The sequence below is a fragment of the Streptomyces sp. NPDC059534 genome, from assembly GCF_042743475.1.
Lineage (GTDB): Bacteria > Actinomycetota > Actinomycetes > Streptomycetales > Streptomycetaceae > Streptomyces.
Genome location: NZ_JBHWAQ010000004.1, coordinates 191,588 through 213,873 on the forward strand (window position 1 = coordinate 191,588; position 22,286 = coordinate 213,873).

14 protein-coding genes are annotated in these 22,286 nt (G+C 70.3%); 9 read left to right on the top strand and 5 right to left on the bottom strand.

What is annotated here, in order from left to right:
• Positions 1-472: 472 nt before the first annotated feature.
• Complete coding sequence (locus ACFVZH_RS06885) at positions 473-8,884, top strand: DNRLRE domain-containing protein (RefSeq protein WP_384893995.1); 8,412 nt, start codon at positions 473-475, stop codon at positions 8,882-8,884.
• A 13-nt stretch (positions 8,885-8,897) separates the two neighbouring features.
• Entirely contained in the window at positions 8,898-9,419 is a 522-nt protein-coding gene (locus ACFVZH_RS06890; RefSeq protein ID WP_384893997.1) for an SMI1/KNR4 family protein, read from the top strand.
• 59 nt (positions 9,420-9,478) lie between these two features.
• On the opposite strand, the gene ACFVZH_RS06895 is transcribed toward ACFVZH_RS06890, so the two are convergent.
• Entirely contained in the window at positions 9,479-10,183 is a 705-nt protein-coding gene (locus ACFVZH_RS06895) for a substrate-binding domain-containing protein (protein WP_384893999.1), read from the bottom strand.
• Positions 10,184-10,258: 75 nt separating this feature from the next.
• Between ACFVZH_RS06895 and ACFVZH_RS06900 the strand changes: the two genes are divergently transcribed.
• The 7 genes from ACFVZH_RS06900 (at position 10,259) to ACFVZH_RS06930 (ending at position 17,345) form a co-directional block, all read left to right on the top strand.
• A complete protein-coding gene (locus ACFVZH_RS06900; protein ID WP_384894001.1) occupies positions 10,259-11,023 on the top strand; it encodes an IclR family transcriptional regulator in 765 nt (254 codons plus the stop codon).
• Between the two features lie 104 nt (positions 11,024-11,127).
• A complete protein-coding gene (locus ACFVZH_RS06905) occupies positions 11,128-12,342 on the top strand; it encodes a 4-hydroxybenzoate 3-monooxygenase (protein ID WP_384894003.1) in 1,215 nt (404 codons plus the stop codon).
• 24 nt (positions 12,343-12,366) lie between these two features.
• Complete coding sequence (locus tag ACFVZH_RS06910; protein WP_384894005.1) at positions 12,367-13,392, top strand: amidohydrolase family protein; 1,026 nt, start codon at positions 12,367-12,369, stop codon at positions 13,390-13,392.
• Positions 13,393-13,409: 17 nt separating this feature from the next.
• Positions 13,410-14,099 (top strand): 4-carboxy-4-hydroxy-2-oxoadipate aldolase/oxaloacetate decarboxylase, encoded by a 690-nt coding sequence (gene ligK / locus ACFVZH_RS06915; RefSeq protein ID WP_384894007.1) that lies wholly within the window; start codon positions 13,410-13,412, stop codon positions 14,097-14,099.
• A gap of 2 nt (positions 14,100-14,101) precedes the next feature.
• The gene (locus tag ACFVZH_RS06920; protein WP_384894009.1) at positions 14,102-15,022 is read left to right on the top strand and encodes an amidohydrolase family protein; all 921 of its coding nucleotides are present in this window, start codon (positions 14,102-14,104) and stop codon (positions 15,020-15,022) included.
• A gap of 42 nt (positions 15,023-15,064) precedes the next feature.
• Entirely contained in the window at positions 15,065-16,369 is a 1,305-nt protein-coding gene (gene ligA / locus ACFVZH_RS06925; RefSeq protein WP_384894011.1) for a protocatechuate 4,5-dioxygenase subunit alpha, read from the top strand.
• Position 16,370: 1 nt separating this feature from the next.
• Complete coding sequence (locus ACFVZH_RS06930; protein ID WP_384894013.1) at positions 16,371-17,345, top strand: Gfo/Idh/MocA family oxidoreductase; 975 nt, start codon at positions 16,371-16,373, stop codon at positions 17,343-17,345.
• Positions 17,346-17,385: 40 nt separating this feature from the next.
• Here the strand turns inward: ACFVZH_RS06930 and ACFVZH_RS06935 are convergent, their stop codons facing one another.
• Genes ACFVZH_RS06935 through ACFVZH_RS06950 form a run of 4 tightly spaced genes read right to left on the bottom strand, consistent with a single transcriptional unit; the run spans position 17,386 to position 21,962 of the window.
• Positions 17,386-18,402 (bottom strand): TIGR03842 family LLM class F420-dependent oxidoreductase, encoded by a 1,017-nt coding sequence (locus ACFVZH_RS06935; RefSeq protein ID WP_384894015.1) that lies wholly within the window; start codon positions 18,400-18,402, stop codon positions 17,386-17,388.
• Positions 18,403-18,412: 10 nt separating this feature from the next.
• The gene (gene hydA, locus ACFVZH_RS06940; protein ID WP_384894017.1) at positions 18,413-19,816 is read right to left on the bottom strand and encodes a dihydropyrimidinase; all 1,404 of its coding nucleotides are present in this window, start codon (positions 19,814-19,816) and stop codon (positions 18,413-18,415) included.
• A gap of 26 nt (positions 19,817-19,842) precedes the next feature.
• Positions 19,843-21,123, bottom strand: coding sequence for an aspartate aminotransferase family protein (locus ACFVZH_RS06945; RefSeq protein WP_384894018.1), 1,281 nt, complete (start codon positions 21,121-21,123; stop codon positions 19,843-19,845).
• On the bottom strand, positions 21,120-21,962 hold the full coding sequence (locus tag ACFVZH_RS06950; RefSeq protein ID WP_384894020.1) for a nitrilase-related carbon-nitrogen hydrolase: 843 nt from the start codon (positions 21,960-21,962) through the stop codon (positions 21,120-21,122). Before ACFVZH_RS06950 ends, ACFVZH_RS06945 begins: the two co-directional genes overlap by 4 nt.
• Between the last annotated feature and the right edge of the window lie 324 nt (positions 21,963-22,286).

Consider the following 22,286-nt stretch of genomic DNA (forward strand, 5'->3'; position numbering starts at 1 on the left):
GGATTCCCTGAATGCCAGGCGGCCGACAAGTCCGGCATGGCATGTTCAAGCTCCGCATCCCGCCCCTTGAAATGCCCCAATTGCCGGGGCACTTGACGGGGTGTCGGTCCCGTGATGAACAATCCCCCCGCCATGATCCGCTCACCTCAGGCGAGGTCGCTTCCCACACACGGGAGGTGGCCTGTTTTGGCATGCCCCGAGGCGTTCAGGTCGAGGTCAGATCCACTGCGCCACGGAAGGAATTCGCGTGAGACTGAAATACGGGCGGGCGATAGCCTGCCTCGTGGTATCGGCTTTGGCCGGTACCGCACTGCCACAAGTCGCTTATGCGGCACCGGTTTCGGGTGAGAGTGACGAGGGTATCGTCGGCGCTCTCTCGGGCTGGTTCTCCGATGACGACGACAAGGCCGAACCGGCCACGCCGCAGGAGTGGCCGACCGGCGGGACTCCGGTCCTGCCGGACCGCGAGAAATTGCCGCCGGGCAAAGCGGCGGGGAAGGCGAAGCGCCTCGCGGAACTGACGCGCAGCCGCACGGAGAACGCCCGGTACTGGATGCTCTCCGACGGCCGGGTGCAGGCCGAGGTGTCGGCCGTGCCGACCGGCTACCGGGCGGGGACGTCCTGGAGGGACATCGACCCGACGGTCACCCGGAGCGGCGCCGAGGGCTACGCGTTCTCCAACACGACGAACGCCGCCGGCAGCTGGTTCGGCGCGGACGCCCGCCGGCTGCTCCGCTTCCAGGCCGGAACCGGGCCCGCGGTGACGCTGGGCCTGGAGGGCGCGGGCGCGCTCACCCCCGTCGCCGCGGGCAACACGGTCACCTACAAGGACGCGGTGGCCGGCGCGGACCTGTCCTACGAGGTCGGTCCGGGCCGGGTGAAGGAGAACATCGTCCTCGACCGGAAGCCCGCGGGCCCGGTCTCCTTCACCTTCACCCTGGACGCCGGCGGGCTGACGCCCCGGTCGGGCGCGGACGGCTCCGTCTCCTTCCACGGCGAGGGCGCCGATCCGGTCCTGGTGATTCCCGCGGCGTTCATGACGGACGCCCGGAAGGACGCCCGGGCCCCGTACGGTGCGGCGTACAGCGGGAACGTCCGCCAGGAGCTGACCCGGGCCGGCAAGGGCTGGAAGCTGACGGTCACGCCGGACGCGAAGTGGCTGGCCGCGCCCGAGCGGACGTACCCGGTCACGATCGACCCGACGATCTCGATCGCCCCGACGCCGACCACGGCGCAGGACGTGATGATCTCGTCGGACGGTCCGGCGACCAACTACGACGACAACTGGCGCCTGTCGGTCGGCAACACCAGCACCGGCGCGTCCCGCGCCCTGCTGCGGTTCCCGGTCGGCAGCGTCCCGGCCGGCACCAGGCTGGACTCGGCCGACCTGAAGCTGTACTTCGACCAGACGCACACCACCGGCGACACCGAGGTCCAGCTGGAGGCGCACCGCGCCACCCAGCCGTGGACCGAGGCCCAGGCCACCTGGAACAACGCCAACGCGATCACCGGTGAGCTGTCGGGCACGTCGGTCGTGGTCGACGACGGCGACGCCGGGAGGACGGCCGCGGTCGGCGCCTGGCCCGCCTCCGGGAACACCGCGTACACCCAGTACGCCGTCAACCAGGACTACCTGTACAACAAGGACGCGGCCGCCGGTGACACCTACACCTGGCAGCCGAGCCTTCCGGAGGACGGCACCTACCAGGTCGAGACGCACTACGTCCCCGCCTCGGACCGCGCCACGAACACGCCGTACACCGTCACGTACGACGGTGGGACGAAGGCGTACACGGTCGACCAGCAGGCCGGCACGGCCGGTGTCTGGAAGACCCTCGGCTCCCACCCGTTCAAGGCGGGCACCCTGGGCAAGGTCGTCCTCGGCGACGGTCCGGCGTCGACCGCGACCTCGGTGATCGCGGACGCGGTCCGGTTCACCAAGGGCGGCGTGGTCACCAAGCCGGCGGGCGAGCTGAACACCTGGCACACCTTCCCGGTGACCAGGACCGTCCAGTCCTGGATCGACGGCACCAACACCAACAACGGCTTCGTGATCAAGGCCGGCGACGAGAGCGCGAGCGGCCCCAAGGGCGGTCCGCGCTACGAGGGCAGCGAGTTCGGGTACGGCGGCGAGACGGCCAACTACCCGCGTCTGGTGCTGACCTTCGGCCGGCAGGGCGTCGACCTCGCCGCCCCGACCACGATCCACGACACGGGCGCGGAGCTGTCCTGGTCGGCCTACCAGGACCGGGACCCGATCGGCACCGGCGACGACCTCGTCGAGTACCAGGTCCACCGCTCGGTCGGCCAGACGTTCACGCCGTCGGCCGCGACGCTGGTCTCCCCCGTCGCGCCCGGCACGACGTCGTTCACGGACACCTCCGCCACGCCGACGAAGGCGGACGACCCCGACCCGTTCGGCCGCGCGTACTACTACATGGTCGCGGTCAAGACGAAGGACGGGCAGGTCGTCGCCGCCCCGACGCAGCTCGTACGGCTGCCGAAGGCGGGCCGCACGACCAAGGTGCTGACCGCGACCCAGGACACCACGCTGTCCTCGGCCCGCACGACGCTCACGCACGACACCATCGACGACGGCGGCCCGAAGAACTGGCTGAGCGTCGGCAACAACTCCGCGACCTACGGCGACACCCGCGCCCTGCTGAAGTTCCCGGCCCTCGGCATCCCCGCCACGGCCCGGGTGCTGGACGCCAACGTACGGCTGTGGAGCACGCAGACCGCCCAGGACACGACGGGCGCGGTCTACGAACTGCGGCCGCTGACCCGCGACTTCGACGAGGCCGCGGCGACCTGGGTGAAGGCCGACGCGACCGCGAACTGGACGACCCCGGGTGGCGACTTCGGCGCGGTGGCGGCCGACACCGGGGCGAAGACCAACGACCCGGCCCGTCACGACTGGAACGTGACCTCGCTCGCGCAGTCCTGGGTGACCACCCCGGCCTCCCAGCGGGGCGTGGTCCTCAGGATGGCGGACGAGGCCGCCGCGCAGGAGCGGACGCTGTTCCTGTCGTCCGAGGGCGCGGAGCCGCGGCTCCACCCGAGGATCGTCGTCTCGTACGTCGACTCCACCACCGAGTCGACCTACTACGCGCCGCAGACTCCCGCGCGCATGACCCCGAACACCGACTACACGGTCGACTTCACCCTCACCAACACCACCGCGGCCGCCTGGACATCGGCCGATCACGTCCTCACGTACAGGTGGGCCCTGCCGGACGGCACGGACGTCACCACCGGCGGCAACCAGGTGCGGACGGCGCTGCCGTCGAACGTCTCCCCCGGTGACAGCGTCTCGCTGCAGGCGCTCGTGAAGACGCCGGTCAACTCGGACAACGGCAACAAGCGCACCGACTACGTCCTGACCTGGGACGTCTACGACAAGACGGCCGGCACCTGGGCCTCGGGCACCGCGGGCATCCCCGGCCTGAAGCAGAACGTGGCGGTGGAGGACCCGACCTCCAACCAGCTCGGCATGGAGAAGTTCTACGTCTACACCGGCAAGAACACCGGTGCCGGCTCGAACGTCATGAACAACCTCGCGTCGGGCAACACCGTCTGGCAGTACAACGCGTTCACCAACCCCGGCCGCGGTGTCACCACCTTCGCCCGGTTCGCGTACAACAGCCTCGACACCTCCGACACCGTCTCCGGCCCCGGCTGGTCCTTCCAGGCCGCCGGACCGATCCGGCTCGGCGCGCCGCTGGAGTTCCACCCCAAGCCGCACCCGACCGAGATCAGGCTCCCGGACGGCGACGGCACCACGCATGTCTTCCGTGAGCAGCCCGACGGCTCCTGGAAGGCCCCGGCGGGCGTCCACTACAAGCTGTCGGCCAAGCCCGGTCTGGACTGCACCCCGCTCAAGGACCCGGTCCCCGACGCCTGGACGATGACCCGTCCCGACGGGACCCGGTTCGTCTTCGGCTGCGACGGCTACATGACGTCGATCGTCGAGAAGAACGGAAACACCCAGACGTACACCTACGAGGAACGGAAGTCGAACAACAAGCCGACCAAGTTCCTCCGGTACATCACCGACCCCGTCGGCCGCCAGTCGCTGACGGTCGACTACTACTCCAAGTCCGACGTCAACAACCCGAAGATCATCGACCACGTCAAGTCGATGACCGACATCTCGGGCCGCAAGGTCGCCTTCGAGTACTCCGACAAGGGCCTGCTCACCAAGCTCACCGACGGTGCCGGCGCCGCCCAGCCGAAGGTCTTCGGCTTCGAGTACGACGCCACCCAGGGCAACAAGAACGTCAAGCTCGTCGGGATCACCGACCCGCGAGGCAACGCCACGGCCCTGGCGTACAACTTCCCGCGGACCGGCGACGACCCGAAGTACCACTGGTGGACGAAGACGATCACCGACCGTCTCCAGGGCGCCACCGGCTTCACGTACGCGGTGGACACCGGCAACACCAAGTTCACCGACACGAAGGTCACCGACGCCGAGTCGCGTGCCGGCGACTACGTGACCGACGACTTCGGCCGCGCCGTGCAGACGACGAACGCCGTGTCGCAGACGATGAAGCTGGCGTGGGACGCCGACAACAACGTCACGTACATGGAGGAGAACAACGGCGCCAGGACCGCGTACTGCTACGACCAGAAGACGGGCAACCCGCTCTGGAAGCGCGACGCGGAGAACAACAAGGCGGGCGTGCCGGCCCAGAGCGAGTGCGCCCCGGGCGTCTACCCGGCGAACTCCACCCGGTACGCCTACCAGACCCGTGCCGACGGCTACGCGACCGACCTCTTCACCAAGACCTCGCCCGAGGGCCGGAAGTGGCAGTTCGGCTACGACACCTTCGGCAACCTGAAGACGGTCACCGACCCCAAGGGCGTCGCCACCCCGGCGGCGGGTGACTACACCACGTCGTACGAGTACGACGCCTACGGCCAGCTGACCCGGGCGACGGACGCCAACGGCAACGCGGACACGAACAGCGGCTTCGGGCCCGCGGGCTTCCCGACGACGATGACGGACGCGCTGAACAAGTCGGCGACGTTCGTCTACGACGAGCGCGGCCAGGTCACCGAGGTCACCGACACACTGGGCAAGAAGACCACGCAGACGTACGACGTCTACGGGCGCCCGCTGGTCAAGACCGAGCCCAAGGACCAGGCGACGGGCGACGTGATCACCGCCCCGGCCCCGGTGTACGACGCCAACGACAACGTCACCACGTCGACGGCACCCAACGGCGCGGTGTCCACCGCGGTGTACGACGCGGCCGACCAGACCACCTCGGCGACCGCGCCGAAGTACACCACGACGTCGGACGAGCGGCGGACGCTCTACACCTACGACAAGGTCGGCAACCTCAGGACGACGACCGAGCCGAAGGGGACGCTGACCACCGCCGACGCGACGGACTTCGTCACGACCAACAACTACAACGAGATCTACCAGCTCACCTCGGTCGTCAACGCGGACGGGAACAAGGTCAGTTACGCGTACGACGACGCCGGCAACACCACCAGGGTCGTCGACCCGAAGAAGAACGCCACCGCCGACCCCGCCGACTACAGCTCCCTGTCCGCCTACGACCTGAACCACCGGGTCACCGCGGCCACCGACGCCCTCGGCAAGACCACCCGGAAGACCTACGACAAGGACTCCCTGGTCGTCTCCACGACGGACGCCGAGAACAACACCACGCTCGTCACCTACGACGAGCGCGGCAAGCAGACCGAGGTCAGGGTCCCGCGCAGCGGCACCTCGCCGATCACCTACCGCACGACCCGGTACGAGTACGACCAGGTCGGCAACACCACCAAGGTGATCACCCCGCGTGCCGTCGAGGCGGGCACGACCACGGCGTTCACCGCCCGCACCGAGTACGACGCGCTGAACCGGCCCACCCGCCAGTACCAGCCGTACGACCCGGCGGACGCGCGCCACAACGACCCGAACGTCTACACCGAGACCGTGTACGACGCCGCGGGCCGGGTCGCGAGGACCTCGATGCCGCCCTCGGAGGGGCAGACGGTCCGCAACGACACCCGGTTCACCTATTTCGACAACGGCTGGACGAAGAGCTCCACGGACCCGTGGGACATCTCCGCCACCTACGACTACGACGACGTGGGCCGGCAGACGGCCAGGACCCTGACATCGGCGGGCGGCTCCTCCAACCGCACGATGACGTGGTCGTTCTACCCGGACGGCAAGCTCAAGGCCCGCTCCGACGACGGCGTGCCGGTCGGCAGGTCGGTGGCCCTGGTCGACAACTCCGACACCCAGCACGTCGCCGCCACGGGTACCTGGGCCACCGGGAACATCACCGGGCAGCAGGGCTACGACCACCGCACCCACGCGGCCGGTGCGGGCACCGACGCCTTCACGTGGACGCTCGACATCCCCCAGGACGGCACGTACACCGCGTACGTGCGGTACCCCAAGGTGACGGGTGCCGCCACGACCGCGAAGTACACGCTCGTCCACGGCACGACCACCGAACCGGCCGTCACCAAGGACCAGAACGCCGGCACCGGCACCTGGGTCGCTCTCGGCTCCTACGCCCTCAAGCGGGGCGAGGACACCCGGCTGAAGCTGGACCAGAACAGCGCCGGCATCGTGGTCGCGGACGGGGTCAAGCTCGTCCGTGACAACTCCGCGGAGACCGACACCGAGAAGCGGACCTTCGGCTACGCCTACGACGTCAACGGCAACATGACGTCGCTCGACGACACGTCCTCCGGGGCGAAGGTCGACGGCTACACCGTCACCTACACGGGCCTCAACCAGGTCCAGAAGGTGACCGAGTCGCTCGCCGGCGTGGAGAAGAAGGCGACGTCCTACACGTACGACGCCAACGGGCAGTCGGACACGGTCACCCACCCGAGCCAGTTCTCGCGGTACACGTACGACCTGCGGGACAAGGTCAAGACGGTGTCCGTCGGGAAGTCCGCGACGGACGGCGACCCCAAGGTCACCTCGTACACGTACACGGACCGCGCCCAGAAGCTGAGGGAGACCAAGGCCAACGGCAACACCGTCGACTACGCCTACTTCCTCGACGGCTCGCTGAAGACGACGACGGAGAAGAAGGCGGACGGCACCACGCTGGTCGCCTCCCACACCTACGCCTACGACGCCAACGGCAACAAGTCGCAGGACGTCGCGAGGAAGATGAACGCCGACAACCGCTCGGCGTACCTCGACTCCACGACCGACCTCGCGTACGACCCGGCCGACCGGCTCGTCACGTCGGTCAAGACGGGCAACGGCGCGGGCACCGAGACGTACGTCCACGACGACAACTCCAACGTCGTCAGCCAGACCGTCAAGGGTGCCTCGACCTCGTTCCAGTACGACCGGAACAGGCTGCTGACCGCGACGACGTCGGGCGTCACCGCCTCCTACACCTACGACCCGTTCGGCCGCCAGCAGTCGGTCGGTTCGGGCGGCAAGGTGATCGAGCGCAGCGTCTACGACGGCTTCGACCACATCGTGGAGTCCCAGAAGGCGGACGCCGGCGGCACGCTGAAGTCGACGACGTACGTCTTCGACCCGCTGGACCGCACCGCGTCGAAGACGGCGGACGGCAAGACGACCGACTTCGAGTACCTGGGCCTGTCCGGCGAGGTCCTCGACGAGAAGGTCGCCGGCGCGCTGACCAAGTCGTTCCAGTACAGCCCGTGGGGCGAGCGCCTGTCGCAGAGCAAGCACAACACGGACGGCTCGACCGAGGACGGCTACTACGGCTACAACAGCCACACCGACGTCGAGACCCTGACCGACAGGAACGGCGACACCAAGGCCACCTACGGCTACACCGCCTACGGCAACAACGACGCCACCGAGTTCACCGGCATCGACAAGCCCGAGGCCGGCCAGCCGGACAAGGAGGAGTACAACCCCTACCGCTTCAACGCCAAGCGCTGGGACGCCCAGTCCGGCACGTACGACATGGGCTTCCGCGACTACGACCCGGGGCTCAACCGCTTCACCACCCGGGACATGTACAACGGCGCCCTGTCCGACATGAGCCTGGGCGCGGACCCGTACACCAGCAACCGGTACGCCTTCAGCGGCGGCAACCCCACCAGCCTCGTCGAGCTGGACGGCCACTTCGTCTTCGCGATCCCGGCCATCTACTGGGCCGCCGCGGCACTCGGCGCGGCGCTGTACGCATCGACCCCGCAGGGCCAGCAGAACCTGGCGGACGCGTCGACGGCCCTCGGCAGCATGCTGATGCCGTCCGCCGACGACACGACCTCCAGCAACTCGTCCGACGAACCGCGTCCCGGTCCCACTCCCCAGCCGTCGCCGGGCCCGCAGCCCAGGCCCGCGCCGCGGACGACCGACACCAACAACCCGACGTGCAGCCCGATGCCGCTGATCGACGGCGGCCGGTACTACGGCGGGCTGGAGGAGTACACCGATCACACGGGCAGGAAGGGCTGCAGGGCGACCGGCGCCTACGCCTTCCTCACCAAGGACGACCGCAGGTCGCGCACCGGGGCGGGCGGTCTGCCCAGGTGCCCCGAATGCGAACCGTCCGTCGATCCGGAGGGAATGGAGGAAATCCGGGCAGGAGGCGGGGAGCCGCAAGCAGGCCACCTGATAGGTTACTGGGGCAAGGGCACCGGTCAGGATGTCCGAAACCTGGTCGCTTTGCACGGAAGTGCAAATAGAAGGATGGCCAGCAAGGTGGAACGCTTCGGCTGGAAGCACCTGACCGGGGACAACAAACTGTTCATGTCGGTCGTACCCATCTACGGTGACCCGCACTCGGCTGTTCCCACGATCGTCCAGGTGGGCATGACCGCGTACGGACCCGGGGGAGATGTCGTGGAGTCCTATTCGTGCACCGCGATCAATTCCCCCACCGGAATCGGCTCGACGTGCTAGAAGGGGGCCGATGATGGCAACGCTTTCCGAGATACGGGCCCTGTTGGGCGAATCCCGTTTCCATTGGTCGGATCCGGCACCGTGGATCTCACTGGAGCAGGAACTCGGTATCGAATTCCCTGCGGACTTCCGCGAGATCATCGACGCCTACGGCTCGATCGTGATCAACGGGCAGTTGTATCTGAAGCATCCCGCCGGCCACCTTCTGCACGATCTGGGGACGATGCTCAGAAGGGATCTCGACCTCTGGCGCGAAGAGGACATGGCGGAGTTCCTGCCGGGTCCGGCCGGATCGAACCCCGGCGACGTCCTGCCGGTGGCGACGGCCACGACGGGCGAGGCGGTCTTCCTCCGCGTTCCCGAGGAACCCGCGGCGCCGTGGCGCGTCGTGGTGCAGGAGATGGACAGTCCCTCGTGGACCCTCTACGAGATGACGTTCGGCGAATGGCTGCTGGCGTATCTCCGGGGCAGGGACGTGACGTTGTGCGCCCGCGACCGCGCGCCTGACGGACCGTCGTACGAGTTCCTTCCCTGAACCAGGGCCTGACCGACGGAGCCCCGCCCCTCAACGGGCGGGGCTCCTGTCGTCCGTCGTCACGAGCCGGACCCCCCGGCCGCCCGCATGCCCCTGGCGCGGGCGGTCCGCGCCGCCGTGCCGGAACCGAGCAGGGCAAGCACCTCACGCGCACGGTCCGGCCGCGCGGAGGAGGCCAGTACGCCCCCGCTGAACAGCGAATCGATCGCGGTGTCACCCGGCAGCGGGCCCACGACCACGACACCCGGCAGATCCATCAGCTCGCTGTGCTGCTGGAACGCCAGGTCGGCGCGGCCGGAGGCCAGCAGGCTGCCCGCGGGTACCCCCGGGGGCGCCTGCACGAGCCGGTCCCCGAGCACGTCGGCGAGTGCGAGACGGCCGATCAGCTCCGCGAGAGCCGTACCGCTGGGACCCGTGGAGCAGGCGATCCTGTCCGCGGCGAGCAGGGCGGCGCGCAGGTCCGACTCCGAGCCGAGCGCCGGAACCGGTACGCCCTCCGGCACGGCGGCGACGACCTGCGAGACCCACAGCGGTCGCGTCGTCCCCCCGAGGACGTGCCCTTCCCTCTCCAGCCCGGCCAGCGCGCCGGCGGCGAGGACGATCAGGTCGGCCTCGGCGCCCTCGCGCACGCGCCGCGCGATCTCGACCCCGCCGGCGGACTCGAAGCGCACGGGGAGCCCGTGGGCCAGCCGGATGTGCGCGGACAGCTCGGCCAGTACCGGCCGGGTCGCCATCGACGACAGCCCGGAGATCTCTTCTTCCACAGCGCCTCCTCGGTGTCCGGCAGATCGTACGGCGTGCGCCCGGGTGCCCCGACGCCCCTCTGCGAGACTGGCGGCGTGAGCACAACCCGGAGCACGGCCGCTGGAAAAGTCCTCGAGGTCCTCTCGGCCTTCGACCGCGAGCACTCTTCGCAGACACTGTCGGAGATCGCCCAGCGCACGGGCCTGGCCGTGAGCACCACGCACCGGGTGCTCACGGAGCTGGCGGCGTGGGGGGCCCTGGAGCGGGGCGAGGACGGGGCGTGGCACGTGGGGCTGCGGCTGTGGGAGATCGCCTCGGGCTGTCCCCGGACGCAGATCGTCCGCGACGCGGCGCTGCCGTTCATGCAGGACCTCTACGAGGTCACCCACGAGAACGTGCAGCTCGCGGTGCGGGAGGGCACCGAGCTCGTGTTCGTGGAGCGGATCGCGGGGCACCGGTCGGTGGAGCTGCTCACGATGGTCGGGAGCCGGTTCCCCCTCGTGTCCACCGGGATGGGCCGGGTGCTGCTGGCGCACGCGCCGCGGGACCTCCAGGAGGAGGTCCTGGAGTCGCCGCAGCGGGCGTGGACCCCGCACACCGTCACCGACCCGAAGACGCTGCGGACGCAGTTGGACCGCATCCGGCGCGAGCAGGTCTTCGTCAGCGACCGGCAGCTCTCGGAGAGCACGGTGGCGGTGTCCGCGCCGGTGCGGATCGGCCGGACCGGGCCGGTGAGCGCCGCGCTGGGGATCGTGCTGACGGCCCAGGGCGCGAGCCGGGCGCACGCGCTGCGCGAGCCGCTGCTGCGGGCGGCGTACGGAATCTCCGACGAGCTCGGCAGGCGCACCCGCACGGGGTGAGATCCGGACCCGTTTCCGCCTGACGGAAACGCCGCAGACCGGCCGCCGGACAGGCTGTCAACGTTCGAGCAGTTCGAAACGTTCACAGCTGCTTGGGAGATGCCATGGCCGACGCCCCCGTCGACTCCGTCGCCTCGGTCCCGGTCGCGGTCGTGGGTGCCGGGCCGGCGGGACTGATGCTGGCGCACCTGCTCGGCCGCGCCGGCGTCGAGACGGTCGTCGTCGACACCCGTACCCGGCACGAGATCGAGACGACCCAGCGGGCCGGCATCCTGGAGGCCGACAACGCCCGGGACCTGGTCGAGACCGGGGTCTCGGACCGGATCCTGCGCGAGGGGTACGAGCACGAGGGCGTCGAGCTGCGGTCGGCCGGGCGGCCGTACCGCGTCGACTTCAAGGAGCTCGTCGGCGCGTCCGTGTGGCTCTACCCGCAGACCGACGTCTTCACCGACCTCGCCGACGCCCGCGAACGCGACGGCGGTACGGTCCACTTCGGCATCCGCGACACCGAGGTCCTCGACGTCACGACCACCGCCCCCCGGGTCCGCTACACCGCGCCCGACGGGTCCCGCCACGAGATCCGGGCGCGGTACGTCGTCGGCGCCGACGGGTCCCGGAGCATGTGCCGCGACCTGGTGCCGGAGGACCGGCGGGTGCGGTACGGCAAGGAGTACCCCTTCGCGTGGTTCGGCATCCTCGCCGAGGCGCCGATGAGCGCGCCCGAGCTGGTCTACGCCCACTCCGCGCACGGATTCGCGCTGATCAGCCAGCGCACCGAGGCCGTGCAGCGCATGTACTTCCAGTGCTCCCCCGACGAGTCCGCCGACGCCTGGTCCGACGAACGCGTCTGGGAGACCCTCCAGGCGCGGGTGGCCGGCGAGGACGGCTTCCGGCTGACGGAGGGGCCGATCACCGAGAAGGCGGTGCTGCGGTTCCGCTCCTTCGTGCAGGAGCCGATGCGCTGGGGCTCGCTGGTCCTGGTCGGCGACGCCGCGCACACGGTGCCGCCGACCGGGGCCCGCGGACTGAACCTGGCGCTGCACGACGTGAAGGTCCTCGCCGACGTGCTGCCGAGGGCCCTCGGCGCCGAGGGCGACACCGCCCTGGACGACTACCAGCCGCGGGCCCTCCGGCGGATCTGGCGGGCGCAGCACTTCTCGTCCTGGATGACCCGACTGCTCCACACCGCGCCCGGCGCCTCGGCGTTCGATCTGCGGCGCCAGCTCGGCGAGCTCGACAACGTGGTGGGCACCCGCGCCGGACGCGCCTACCTGGCGGAGCAGTACACCGGCTGGCCCACCCGCGGCCACGACCACTGACCCGGACGATTGCGAGACCTTCCCATGATCATCGATTGTCACGGTCACTTCACCACCGCCCCGCCGCAGCTGGCCGCCTGGCGCGACCGGCAGATCGCGGCGGCCGCCGGCCGCGGCCCCGTCCCCGACCCCGACGAGCTGGTCATCGGCGACGACGACCTGCGTGCGGCGATCGAGTCCAACCAGCTGCGTCTGATGGACGAGCGCGGCAGCGACCTCACGATCTTCTCGCCGCGCGCCAGCTTCATGGCCCACCACATCGGCGACTTCGCCGTCTCCTCGGTGTGGGCCCGGATCTGCAACGACCTGGTCCACCGGGTCGCCACCCTCTACCCCGACCGGTTCGCGGTGGGCGCGATGCTGCCGCAATCCCCCGGCGTCGACCCCGCGACCTGCGTGCCCGAGCTGCGCCGCGCGGTCGAGGAGCTGGGCGCGGTCACGGTCAACCTCAACCCCGACCCGTCGGGCGGACGGTGGACCGCGCCGCCGCTGACCGACCGCGGCTGGTACCCGCTCTACGAGGCGATGGTCGCGTACGACATCCCCGCGATGATCCACGTCAGCACCTCGTGCAACCCGGCCTTCCACACCACCGGCGCGCACTACCTGAACGCCGACACCACGGCGTTCATGCAGCTCCTCCAGGGCGACCTGTTCACCGACTTCCCGACGCTGCGGTTCGTGATCCCGCACGGCGGCGGGGCCGTGCCGTACCACTGGGGCCGGTTCCGCGGTCTGGCGATGGCGCTGGGCGGGCCCGACCCGGAGACGCTGCTGGACAACGTCTTCTTCGACACCTGCGTCTACCACCAGCCCGGCGTCGACCTGCTGACCCGGGTGGTCCCCAGCCGGTCCGTCCTGTTCGCCAGCGAGATGATCGGCGCGGTCCGGGACGTGGACCCGCGCACCGGTCACCACTTCGACGACACGAAGCGGTACGTGGACGCCACCCCGCACCTGTCGGACGAGGAGCGTGCCGCCGTGTTCTCCGGCAACGCCCTGCGCGTCTACCCCCGACTCGCCGCCCGCCTCGCCGCGGCCGGCCGCTGACCCCAGGAGAAGTACGCATGGAACACACCGAGATCGGCGTCGTCCACACCAAGGTCGACCGGGCCGACCCCGAGGCCGTCGCCGCGCTGTCGGCGTACGGCGTCGCCACGATCCACGAGGCCATGGGACGGGTCGGGCTGATGCGCCCCTATCTGCGCCCGGTCTATCCGACGGCCCGGATGTGCGGCACGGCCGTGACCGTGCTGCTCCAGCCCGGCGACAACTGGATGCTCCATGTCGCGGCCGAGCAGGTCCGGGAGGGGGACGTCGTCGTCGCGGCCTGCACGACCGAGAGCGAGGACGGCTTCTTCGGCGAGCTGCTCGCCACCTCGCTGCGCGCCCGGGGCTGCACGGGGCTGGTCATCGACGGCGGTGTCCGTGACGTCGTCGACCTGGAGCGGATGGACTTCCCCGTCTTCTCCCGCGCGGTCAACGCCAAGGGCACGGTCAAGGCCACTCTCGGCTCCGTCAACGTGCCCGTGGTCTGCGGCAACGCCCTCGTGCGGCCCGGCGACGTGGTCGTCGCCGACGCCGACGGCATCGTCGTGGTGCCGCGCGAGCGGGCCGCCGAGGTGGCCGCCGCCTCGGCGGCGCGGGAGGCGAACGAGGAGGGCAAGCGGGCGCAGTTCCGGGCGGGCACGCTCGGCCTCGACCTCTACGGCATGCGCGGCCCGCTGGCCGAGCTCGGGCTGCGGTACGAGGACTGACGATGACGACGAGCTTCGAGAAGACCCCCGGCTGGCTGGACTGGTACGCCGAGCCGAGCCGGCCGCGGCTGCGGCTCCCCGCCGGCGCCGTCGACGCGCACTGCCACGTCTTCGGCCCGGGCGCCGAGTTCCCGTACGCGCCCGAGCGCAAGTACACGCCGTGCGACGCGTCCAAGGAGCGGCTCTTCGCCCTCCGCGACCACCTCGGCTTCGCCCGAAGCGTCGTGGTGCAGGCGACCTGTCACGGCGCCGACAACACCGCCATGGTGGACGCCCTGCGGGCCTCCGGCGGGCTGGCCCGGGGCGTGGCGACTTTGCGGCCCGACGTCACGGACGCGCAGGTGCGGGAGCTGCACGAGGCGGGCGTCCGCGGGGTGCGGTTCAACTTCGTCAGACGGCTGGTGGACGCGGCGCCTCGGCGGGACCTGTGGGACGTCGTCGAGCGGATCGCGCCGTACGGCTGGCACGTCGTCGTCTACTTCGAAGCGGCGGACCTCCCCGGCCTGCGGGACTTCCTCCTGTCGATCCCGGTCCCGCTGGTCGTCGACCACATGGGCCGGCCGGACGTCTCCGCGGACCCGGAGGGCCCCGCGTTCGAGGCGTTCCTGGACTTCCTGCGGGCCCGGCCCGACATCTGGTGCAAGGTGACGTGCCCGGAACGGCTGTCGGCCGGCGGTCCGCCGGCGCTCGACGGGGAACGGGCGGCCTACCGCGACGTCGTCCCCTTCGCGCGGCGCGTGGTCGAGGAGTTCCCCGACCGGGTGCTGTGGGGCACCGACTGGCCGCACCCCAATCTCACCGACCACATGCCCGACGACGGGCTGCTCGTCGACTTCGTGCCGCACATCGCGCCGACGCCGGAGCTCCGGCGCAAGCTGCTCGTCGACAACCCGATGCGCCTCTACTGGCCCGACGCCTCCTGACCCGCACCCGATTCCCGACCCGCCCTCGATGGGAGCCTCAGCATGTCGCTGGACAAGACCTACAAGCTGGTTCCGGGGACGACCGTCTTCGACTCGGAGCAGTCGGCCAAGGGATACCACCTCAACCAGTTCTGCATGTCGCTGATGACGGCGGAGAACCGCGCGAGCTACCTCGCCGACGAGCGCTCCTACCTGGACGCGTGGCCGCTGCGGGAGGAGCAGAGGCAGGCGCTGCTCGACCGCGACCTCAACGCGGCGATGCGCGAGGGCGGCAACATCTACTTCCTCGCCAAGTGGGGTGCCACGCTGGGGCTTTCGTTCCAGCAGATGGCGGGCTCGATGACCGGCATGACCGAGCAGGAGTACCGCGACATGATGGTCCGCGGCGGCCGCTCGGTCGAGGGGAACCGGATCGACCACGCCGTCCTCCAAGCGGCCCACGCCCCGGCGGCCCCGGCCCGGCACGCCGAGATCACCGGCGCGGTCTTCACCTCGCACGTGCCCGCGATCGGCGCGGCGCTGGACCACGGAAAGACCGAGGAGCCCTACTGGCGGCCGGTCTTCGAGGGATACGAGTACTCCAGGGAGTGGGAGCGGGAGAACGTCCCCGATGTGATCTTCCTGGTCTACAACGATCACGCCAGCGCCTTCGACCAGTCGATGGTCCCCACCTTCGTGCTCGGCACCGGCGCCTCCTACCCCACCGCCGACGAGGGGTACGGGCCCCGCCCCGTGCCCGGCATCGAGGGCGATCCCGACCTGGCCGCCCACATCGCGCACGCGCTGATCCGGGACGACTTCGACCTCACCCTCGTGAACGAGATGGCCGTCGACCACGGTCTGACGGTCCCGCTGTCGCTGATGTTCGGCGACGTCGGGAAGTGGCCGTGCAAGGTCATCCCGTTCCATGTCAACGTGGTGCAGTACCCGGTCCCCTCGGGCGCCCGCTGCTTCGCCCTCGGCCGGGCCCTGCGCAGGGCGATCGAGTCGTACGACCGGCCGCTCAAGGTGCAGGTGTGGGGCACCGGCGGCATGAGCCACCAGCTCCAGGGCCCGCGTGCCGGCCTGATCAACCGGGAGTGGGACAACGCCTTCCTGGACAGGCTGGTCGAGGACCCGGCCGGCCTCGCCGGGGTGCCGCACCTGGAGTACGTCGAGGAGGCCGGCTCGGAGGGCATCGAGCTGGTCATGTGGCTGATCGCCCGCGGCGCGATGAGCGACGTCGACGGCTCCGGCGAGGTCGAGGTCAAGCACCGCTTCTACCATGTGCCGGCGTCCAACACCGCCGTCGGCCACCTGATCCTGGAAAACCGCCCGCGGGTCGACGCACCCGCCGTGAAGGAGTGACATGACTGACGACCGGACCCTGCGGATCGCCCTGGTCGGCGGCGGCGCCTTCGGCGCCAAGCACGCGGCCGCGCTGAAGCGCATCGACGGCGTCGAGGTGACCGCCGTGGTGAGCAGCAGCCTCGAGAGCGCGCGGAAGTTCGCCGCGGAGCAGGGCGTGGGCCGCGCCGTCGCCTCCCTGGACGAGGTGCTGGCGATGGACGACGTCGACGCGGTCGTCCTCGCCACGCCCACCCCGATGCACGCGGCGCAGACGCTGGCCTGCCTCGAAGCGGGCAAGCACGTGCAGGTCGAGATCCCGCTCGCCGCCTCCCTGGAGGACGCCGAGGCGTGCCTGGCCGCGCAGGAGCGCACCGGGCTCGTCGCGATGGTCGGCCACACCCGCCGCTTCAACCCCAGCCACCAGTGGGTGCGGCAGCGGATCGCGGCCGGCGAGTTCGGCATCCAGCAGATGGACGTCCAGACGTACTTCTTCCGCCGGAAGAACCTCAACGCGCTGGGCCAGGCCCGCTCCTGGACCGACCACCTGCTGTGGCACCACGCCGCGCACACCGTCGACCTGTTCGCCTACCAGACGGGTTCGCCGATCGTGCAGGCCAACGCCCTGCAGGGCCCCATCCACCCCGAGCTCGGCATCGCGATGGACATGTCCGTCCAGCTGCGGGCGGCGAACGGCGCCCTCTGCACCCTGTCGCTGTCGTTCAACAACGACGGGCCGCTCGGCACGTTCTTCCGCTACATCGGCGACACCGGCACCTACATCGCCCGGTACGACGACCTGTTCACCGGGAAGGACGAGCCGATCGACGTGAGCGGGGTCGACGTGTCGATGGACGGCATCGAGCTCCAGGACCGCGAGTTCGTCGCCGCGATCCGCGAGGGCCGCGAGCCGAACTCCTCCATCGCCCAGGTACTGGCCTGCTACCGCACGCTGGCGTCCCTGGAGGAGCAGCTGAACGCCGTCGCGGGGCCGTGACCGGGGCGCGGGGCGGGTGCCCCGCGCCGGTCGGCCGGTATCAGGAGGCGACGACCGGGATGATGTCGCTGCCGTAGGCGTCGATGGTGCCTTCGCGGTTGTCGTGCATGTTGTAGACGGCGAACTGGTCGACGCCCAGCTCCTTGAGATGGCGGAGCTTGGCGATGTGGGCCTCGGCGGGGCCGAGGAGGCAGAAGCGGTCGACGATCTCGTCGGGGACGAAGTCGGTGGACGGGTTGTCGGCGCGGCCGTGGTGGCTGTAGTCGTAGCCGTGCCGGTCCTTGATGTACGCGGTGAGCTCCTCCGGGACCATCTCGGAGTGCTCGCCGTACTTGGCGACCAGGTCGGCGACGTGGTTGCCGACCATGCCGCCGAACCAGCGGCACTGCTCGCGGGCGTGGGCCAGGGCTTCGGGCGAGTCGTCGGCGGTGACGTAGGCGGGGGCGGCGACGCAGACGGTGAGGGCGTCGGGGTCCCGGCCGGCGTCGGTGGCGGCCTGCCGGACCGCCTTGACCATCCACTCGGTGAGGAACGGGTCGGCGAGCTGGAGGATGAAGCCGTCGGCCTTCTGTCCGGCGAGGGCGAGCGCCTTGGGACCGTACGCGGCCATCCACACGGGCAGTTTCCCGTCCTTCACCCACGGGAGGCGGATCGGGCTGCCGTCCACGTCGGCCTCGCGGCCCTCGGCGAGGTCGCGGATGACGTCGATGGCCTCACCGAGCCGGGCGAGGGTGTTGGGCCGGCGGCCGGCGACGCGCATGGCGGAGTCGCCGCGGCCGATGCCGCAGACGGTCCGGTTGCCGAACATGTCGTTGAGGGTCGCGAAGGTCGAGGCCGTCACCTCCCACGTCCGCGTTCCCGGGTTGGTCACCATCGGACCGACGTGGAGCTTGGTGGTGTGTTCGAGGATCCGGCTGTAGATGACGAAGGGTTCCTGCCAGAGCACGGCCGAGTCGAAGGTCCAGCCGTAGCGGAAGCCGTTGCGCTCCGCCCGGCGCATGAGCCCGACAACCTCCGAGGCGGGCGGGTCGGTCTGCAGGACGAGTCCGAAGTCCAACGTCGATCTCCTAGTTCAGGTACTGACAGGTGGAGCGGGGGGTGAAGGCGCCGTGTCCGGCGCGGCCGGTGAACTTCCGCTGGTCGATGACGAGTTCGCCGCGCGAGAGGACCGTCTCGACCTGGCCGGTGATCGTCTTCCCCTCGTACGCGGAGTAGTCGACGTTCATGTGGTGGGTGGCCGCGGAGATCGTCTGGCGGGCGTGCGGGTCGTAGATGACGATGTCCGCGTCGGCGCCGGGCGCGATCGTCCCCTTCTGCGGGTAGAGGCCGAACATCCGGGCCGGGGTGGCGCAGGCGATCTCGATCCAGCGGCGCCGGGAGATGTGCCCGTCCACGACGGCCTGGTGGAGGAGGTCCATGCGGTTCTCCACCCCGGGCAGGCCGTTGGGGATCTTGGAGAAGTCGCCGCGGCCGAGGTCCTTCTGGCCGGTGAAGCAGAAGGGGCAGTGGTCGGTGGAGACCACCTGGAGGTCGTTGGTGCGCAGTCCGCGCCAGAGTGCCGCCTGGTGCTCCTTCGGCCGCAGGGGCGTCGAGCAGACGTACTTGGCCCCCTCGAAGCCCGGCTCCGCGAGGTTGTCGGTGGAGAGGAAGAGGTACTGCGGGCAGGTCTCGCCGAAGACCGGGAGCCCCTTGTCGCGGGCGGCGGCGATCTCGGCGACGGCCTCCTCGGCGGAGACGTGGACGACGTAGAGCGGCGATCCGGCGACCCGGGAGAGCTGGATGGCCCGGTGGGTGGCCTCGGCCTCCAGGAGCGCCTTGCGGACCTCTCCGTGGTAGCGGGGGTCGGTCTCGCCGCGGGCGAGGGCCTGTTCGACGAGGACGTCGATCGCGATGCCGTTCTCGGCGTGCATCATGATCAGCCCGCCGTTGTCGGCGGAGCGCTGCATGGCGCGCAGGATCTGCCCGTCGTCGCTGTAGAAGACGCCCGGGTAGGCCATGAACAGCTTGAAGGAGGAGATGCCCTCCTGGACGAGCCGGTCCATCTCCTTGAGCGTGTGCTCGTTGACGTCGGAGAGGATCATGTGGAAGGCGTAGTCGATCGCGCAGTTGCCGTCGGCCTTGGCGTACCAGGTGTCGAGGCCCTCGCGCAGGCTCCGGCCGACGCTCTGGACGGCGAAGTCGACGATGGTGGTGGTGCCGCCCCAGGCGGCGGCGCGGGTGCCGGTCTCGAAGGTGTCGGAGGCGGAGGTGCCGCCGAAGGGCAGCTCCATGTGGGTGTGGGCGTCGACGCCGCCGGGCAGCACGTAGCGGTCGGTGGCGTCGACGGTCCGGTCGGCGGTCCAGCCGGCCGCCACGTCCGAGCCGTGGGCCGCGAGGGCGACGACGCGGCCGTCCTCGATCAGCACGTCGGCGTGGACCTCGTCGGCGGCGGTGACGACGAGACCGCCCCGGATCAGGGTTCGGGTGCTCACGGGACTCTCCCTGCTTGAGGGGGCGGTTACAGGGTTCCGAGCGCCTGTTCGAGGAGGGCGGCGCCCTCCTCGGCCTCGGAGACGGTGAGCGAGAGCGGCGGGGCGATGCGGAGGGTGCTGGTGTTGTGGCCGCCTCCCTTGCCGAGGAGCAGCCCGTTCTCCCGGGCGGCCTCCAGGACGGCGGCGGCCGCGTCCGGGTTCGCCCGCTCGGTGCCCGGCTCGGTGAGCTCGATGCCGATCATCAGGCCGCGGCCGCGGACCTCCCGGACCTCGGGCACCTTGGCGCAGGCGGCCCGGACGCGTTCGATGAGGAGACCGCCGACGCGCCGCGCGTTGCCCTGGAGGTCGTGTTCCAGGAGGTACGAGAGGTTGGCGAGCCCCGCGGCCATGGTGATCGGGGAACCGCCGAAGGTGGAGATGGAGTTGGCGTCGAGACAGTTCATGATCTCGGCGCGGGCGACGACTCCGCCGACGGACATGCCGTTGCCGATGCCCTTGGCGAAGGTGAGGATGTCGGGCGGCCCGGCCTGGCCGTGGGCCTGCCAGCCCCAGAAGTGCTCGCCGGTGCGGCCCCAGCCGGTCTGCACCTCGTCGGCGATCCAGAGGATGCCGTGCCGGTCGAGGACGCGGCGGAAGGCGGCGTACAGACCGTCGGGCGGGGAGGTGAAGCCGCCGACGCCCTGGATCGGTTCGGCGATGAGGGCGGCGACCTCGCGGGTGTGGCCGAGGAGGTCCTCGAGGTCGGCGACGCACGCCTCGATGAACCGGTCGTCGGTGAACTGGGCGTACGGCCCGCGGGTGCGGACGCCGCCGTGCACGTAGAGCGTCTGGAGCGGGGAGAGTCCGGTGGGCGACCAGGCGCGGTTGCCGGTGATGCCGACGGTCGAGAAGGACCGGCCGTGGTAGCTGTTCCGCATGGCCAGGATCTGGTTCGAACGGCGGTACACGGTGGCCAGCAGGAGGGCCGTGTCGTTGGCCTCGGTGCCGGAGGTGGTGAAGAAGACGCGGGCGTCGGGGATGCCGGAGAGGCCGGCGATCCGCTCGGCGAGTTCCACCATCGGACGGTTGAGGTAGAGCGTCGAGGAGTGGATGATGCGCCCGGCCTGCTCGGCGACGGCCTTGGTGACCTCGGGCAGCGCGTGGGCGGTCATGGTCGTGAGGATGCCGCCGAAGAAGTCGAGGTACCGGCGTCCGTCGGCGTCGAAGACGTGGCGGCCCTCGCCGTGGGTGATCTCGATGGGGTCGCGGTAGTAGAGCGCGACCCAGTCGGGGATGACGGCCTTGTGCCGGTCGAAGAGACTGCTCACGGCCGCACCAGCCCGTCGTACGCGTCGGGGCGGCGGTCCCGGTAGAAGGCCCACTGCTGGCGCACCTGCTCGATGAGTCCGAAGTCGAGGTCGCGGACGACGAGTTCCTCGCTCTTGTCGGAGGCCACGTCGCCGACGAACCGGCCGCGCGGGTCGACGAAGTAGCTGGTGCCGTAGAAGTCGTTGTCGCCGTACTCCTCGACGCCGACGCGGTTGATCGCGGCGACGAAGTACTCGTTGGCGACGGCCGCGGCGGGCTGCTCCAGCTGCCAGAGGTGGGAGGAGAGGCCGCGGTGGGTGGCCGAGGGGTTGTAGACCAACTGCGCCCCGTTGAGACCGAGTTGTCGCCAGCCTTCCGGGAAGTGGCGGTCGTAGCAGATGTACACCCCGACCTTCCCGACGGCGGTGTCGAAGACCGGCCAGCCGGCGTTGCCCGGGCGGAAGTAGTACTTCTCCCAGAAGCCCTTGACCTGCGGGATGTGGTGCTTGCGGTACTTGCCGAGGTAGGTGCCGTCGGCGTCGATGACGGCGGCGGTGTTGTAGTAGAAGCCCTCGCTCTCGACCTCGAAGACGGGGACCACGATCACCATCCCGGTCTCGCGGGCGAGGTCCCGCATCCGGGAGACGGTGGGGCCGTCGGGGACGGGCTCGGCCCAGCGATAGTGCTCGGGCTCCTGGACCTGGCAGAAGTAGGGGGCGTTGAACACCTCCTGGAAGCCGATCACCTTGGCACCCTGCCGGGCCGCCTCCCGGGCGTGTTCCTCGTGTTTGGCGATCATGGATTCGGTGTCGCCGGTCCAGGTCGCCTGGACGAGTGCGGCGCGTACGACGTCGGTCATGAGCTGCTCCTTCGGCACGGCGTCAGAGAGCCTCTACGCACGTAGACGCGGTGCGTAGGAGGAGAACGTAAGCCCCGTCACACCCCGGAGCAAGACCACCGCCGCGAAGCGGCCGGGTCGATCATGTTTCATACCCGAGTGGTCCACGTCGGACACGTACCGACACGTACGGACCCGTCCCGACCCGCGCGGAGACGCAGGACAGAAGGCCCCCCCACCAGGGCACGGCAGCCCCTTGTCGTACGTGTCCCCGGCGGCGAGCACCTCGCCGACGATCCGCCCGGGATACCGGAGGGCGCCCGCCGAGAACAGCCGGCCAGGCCC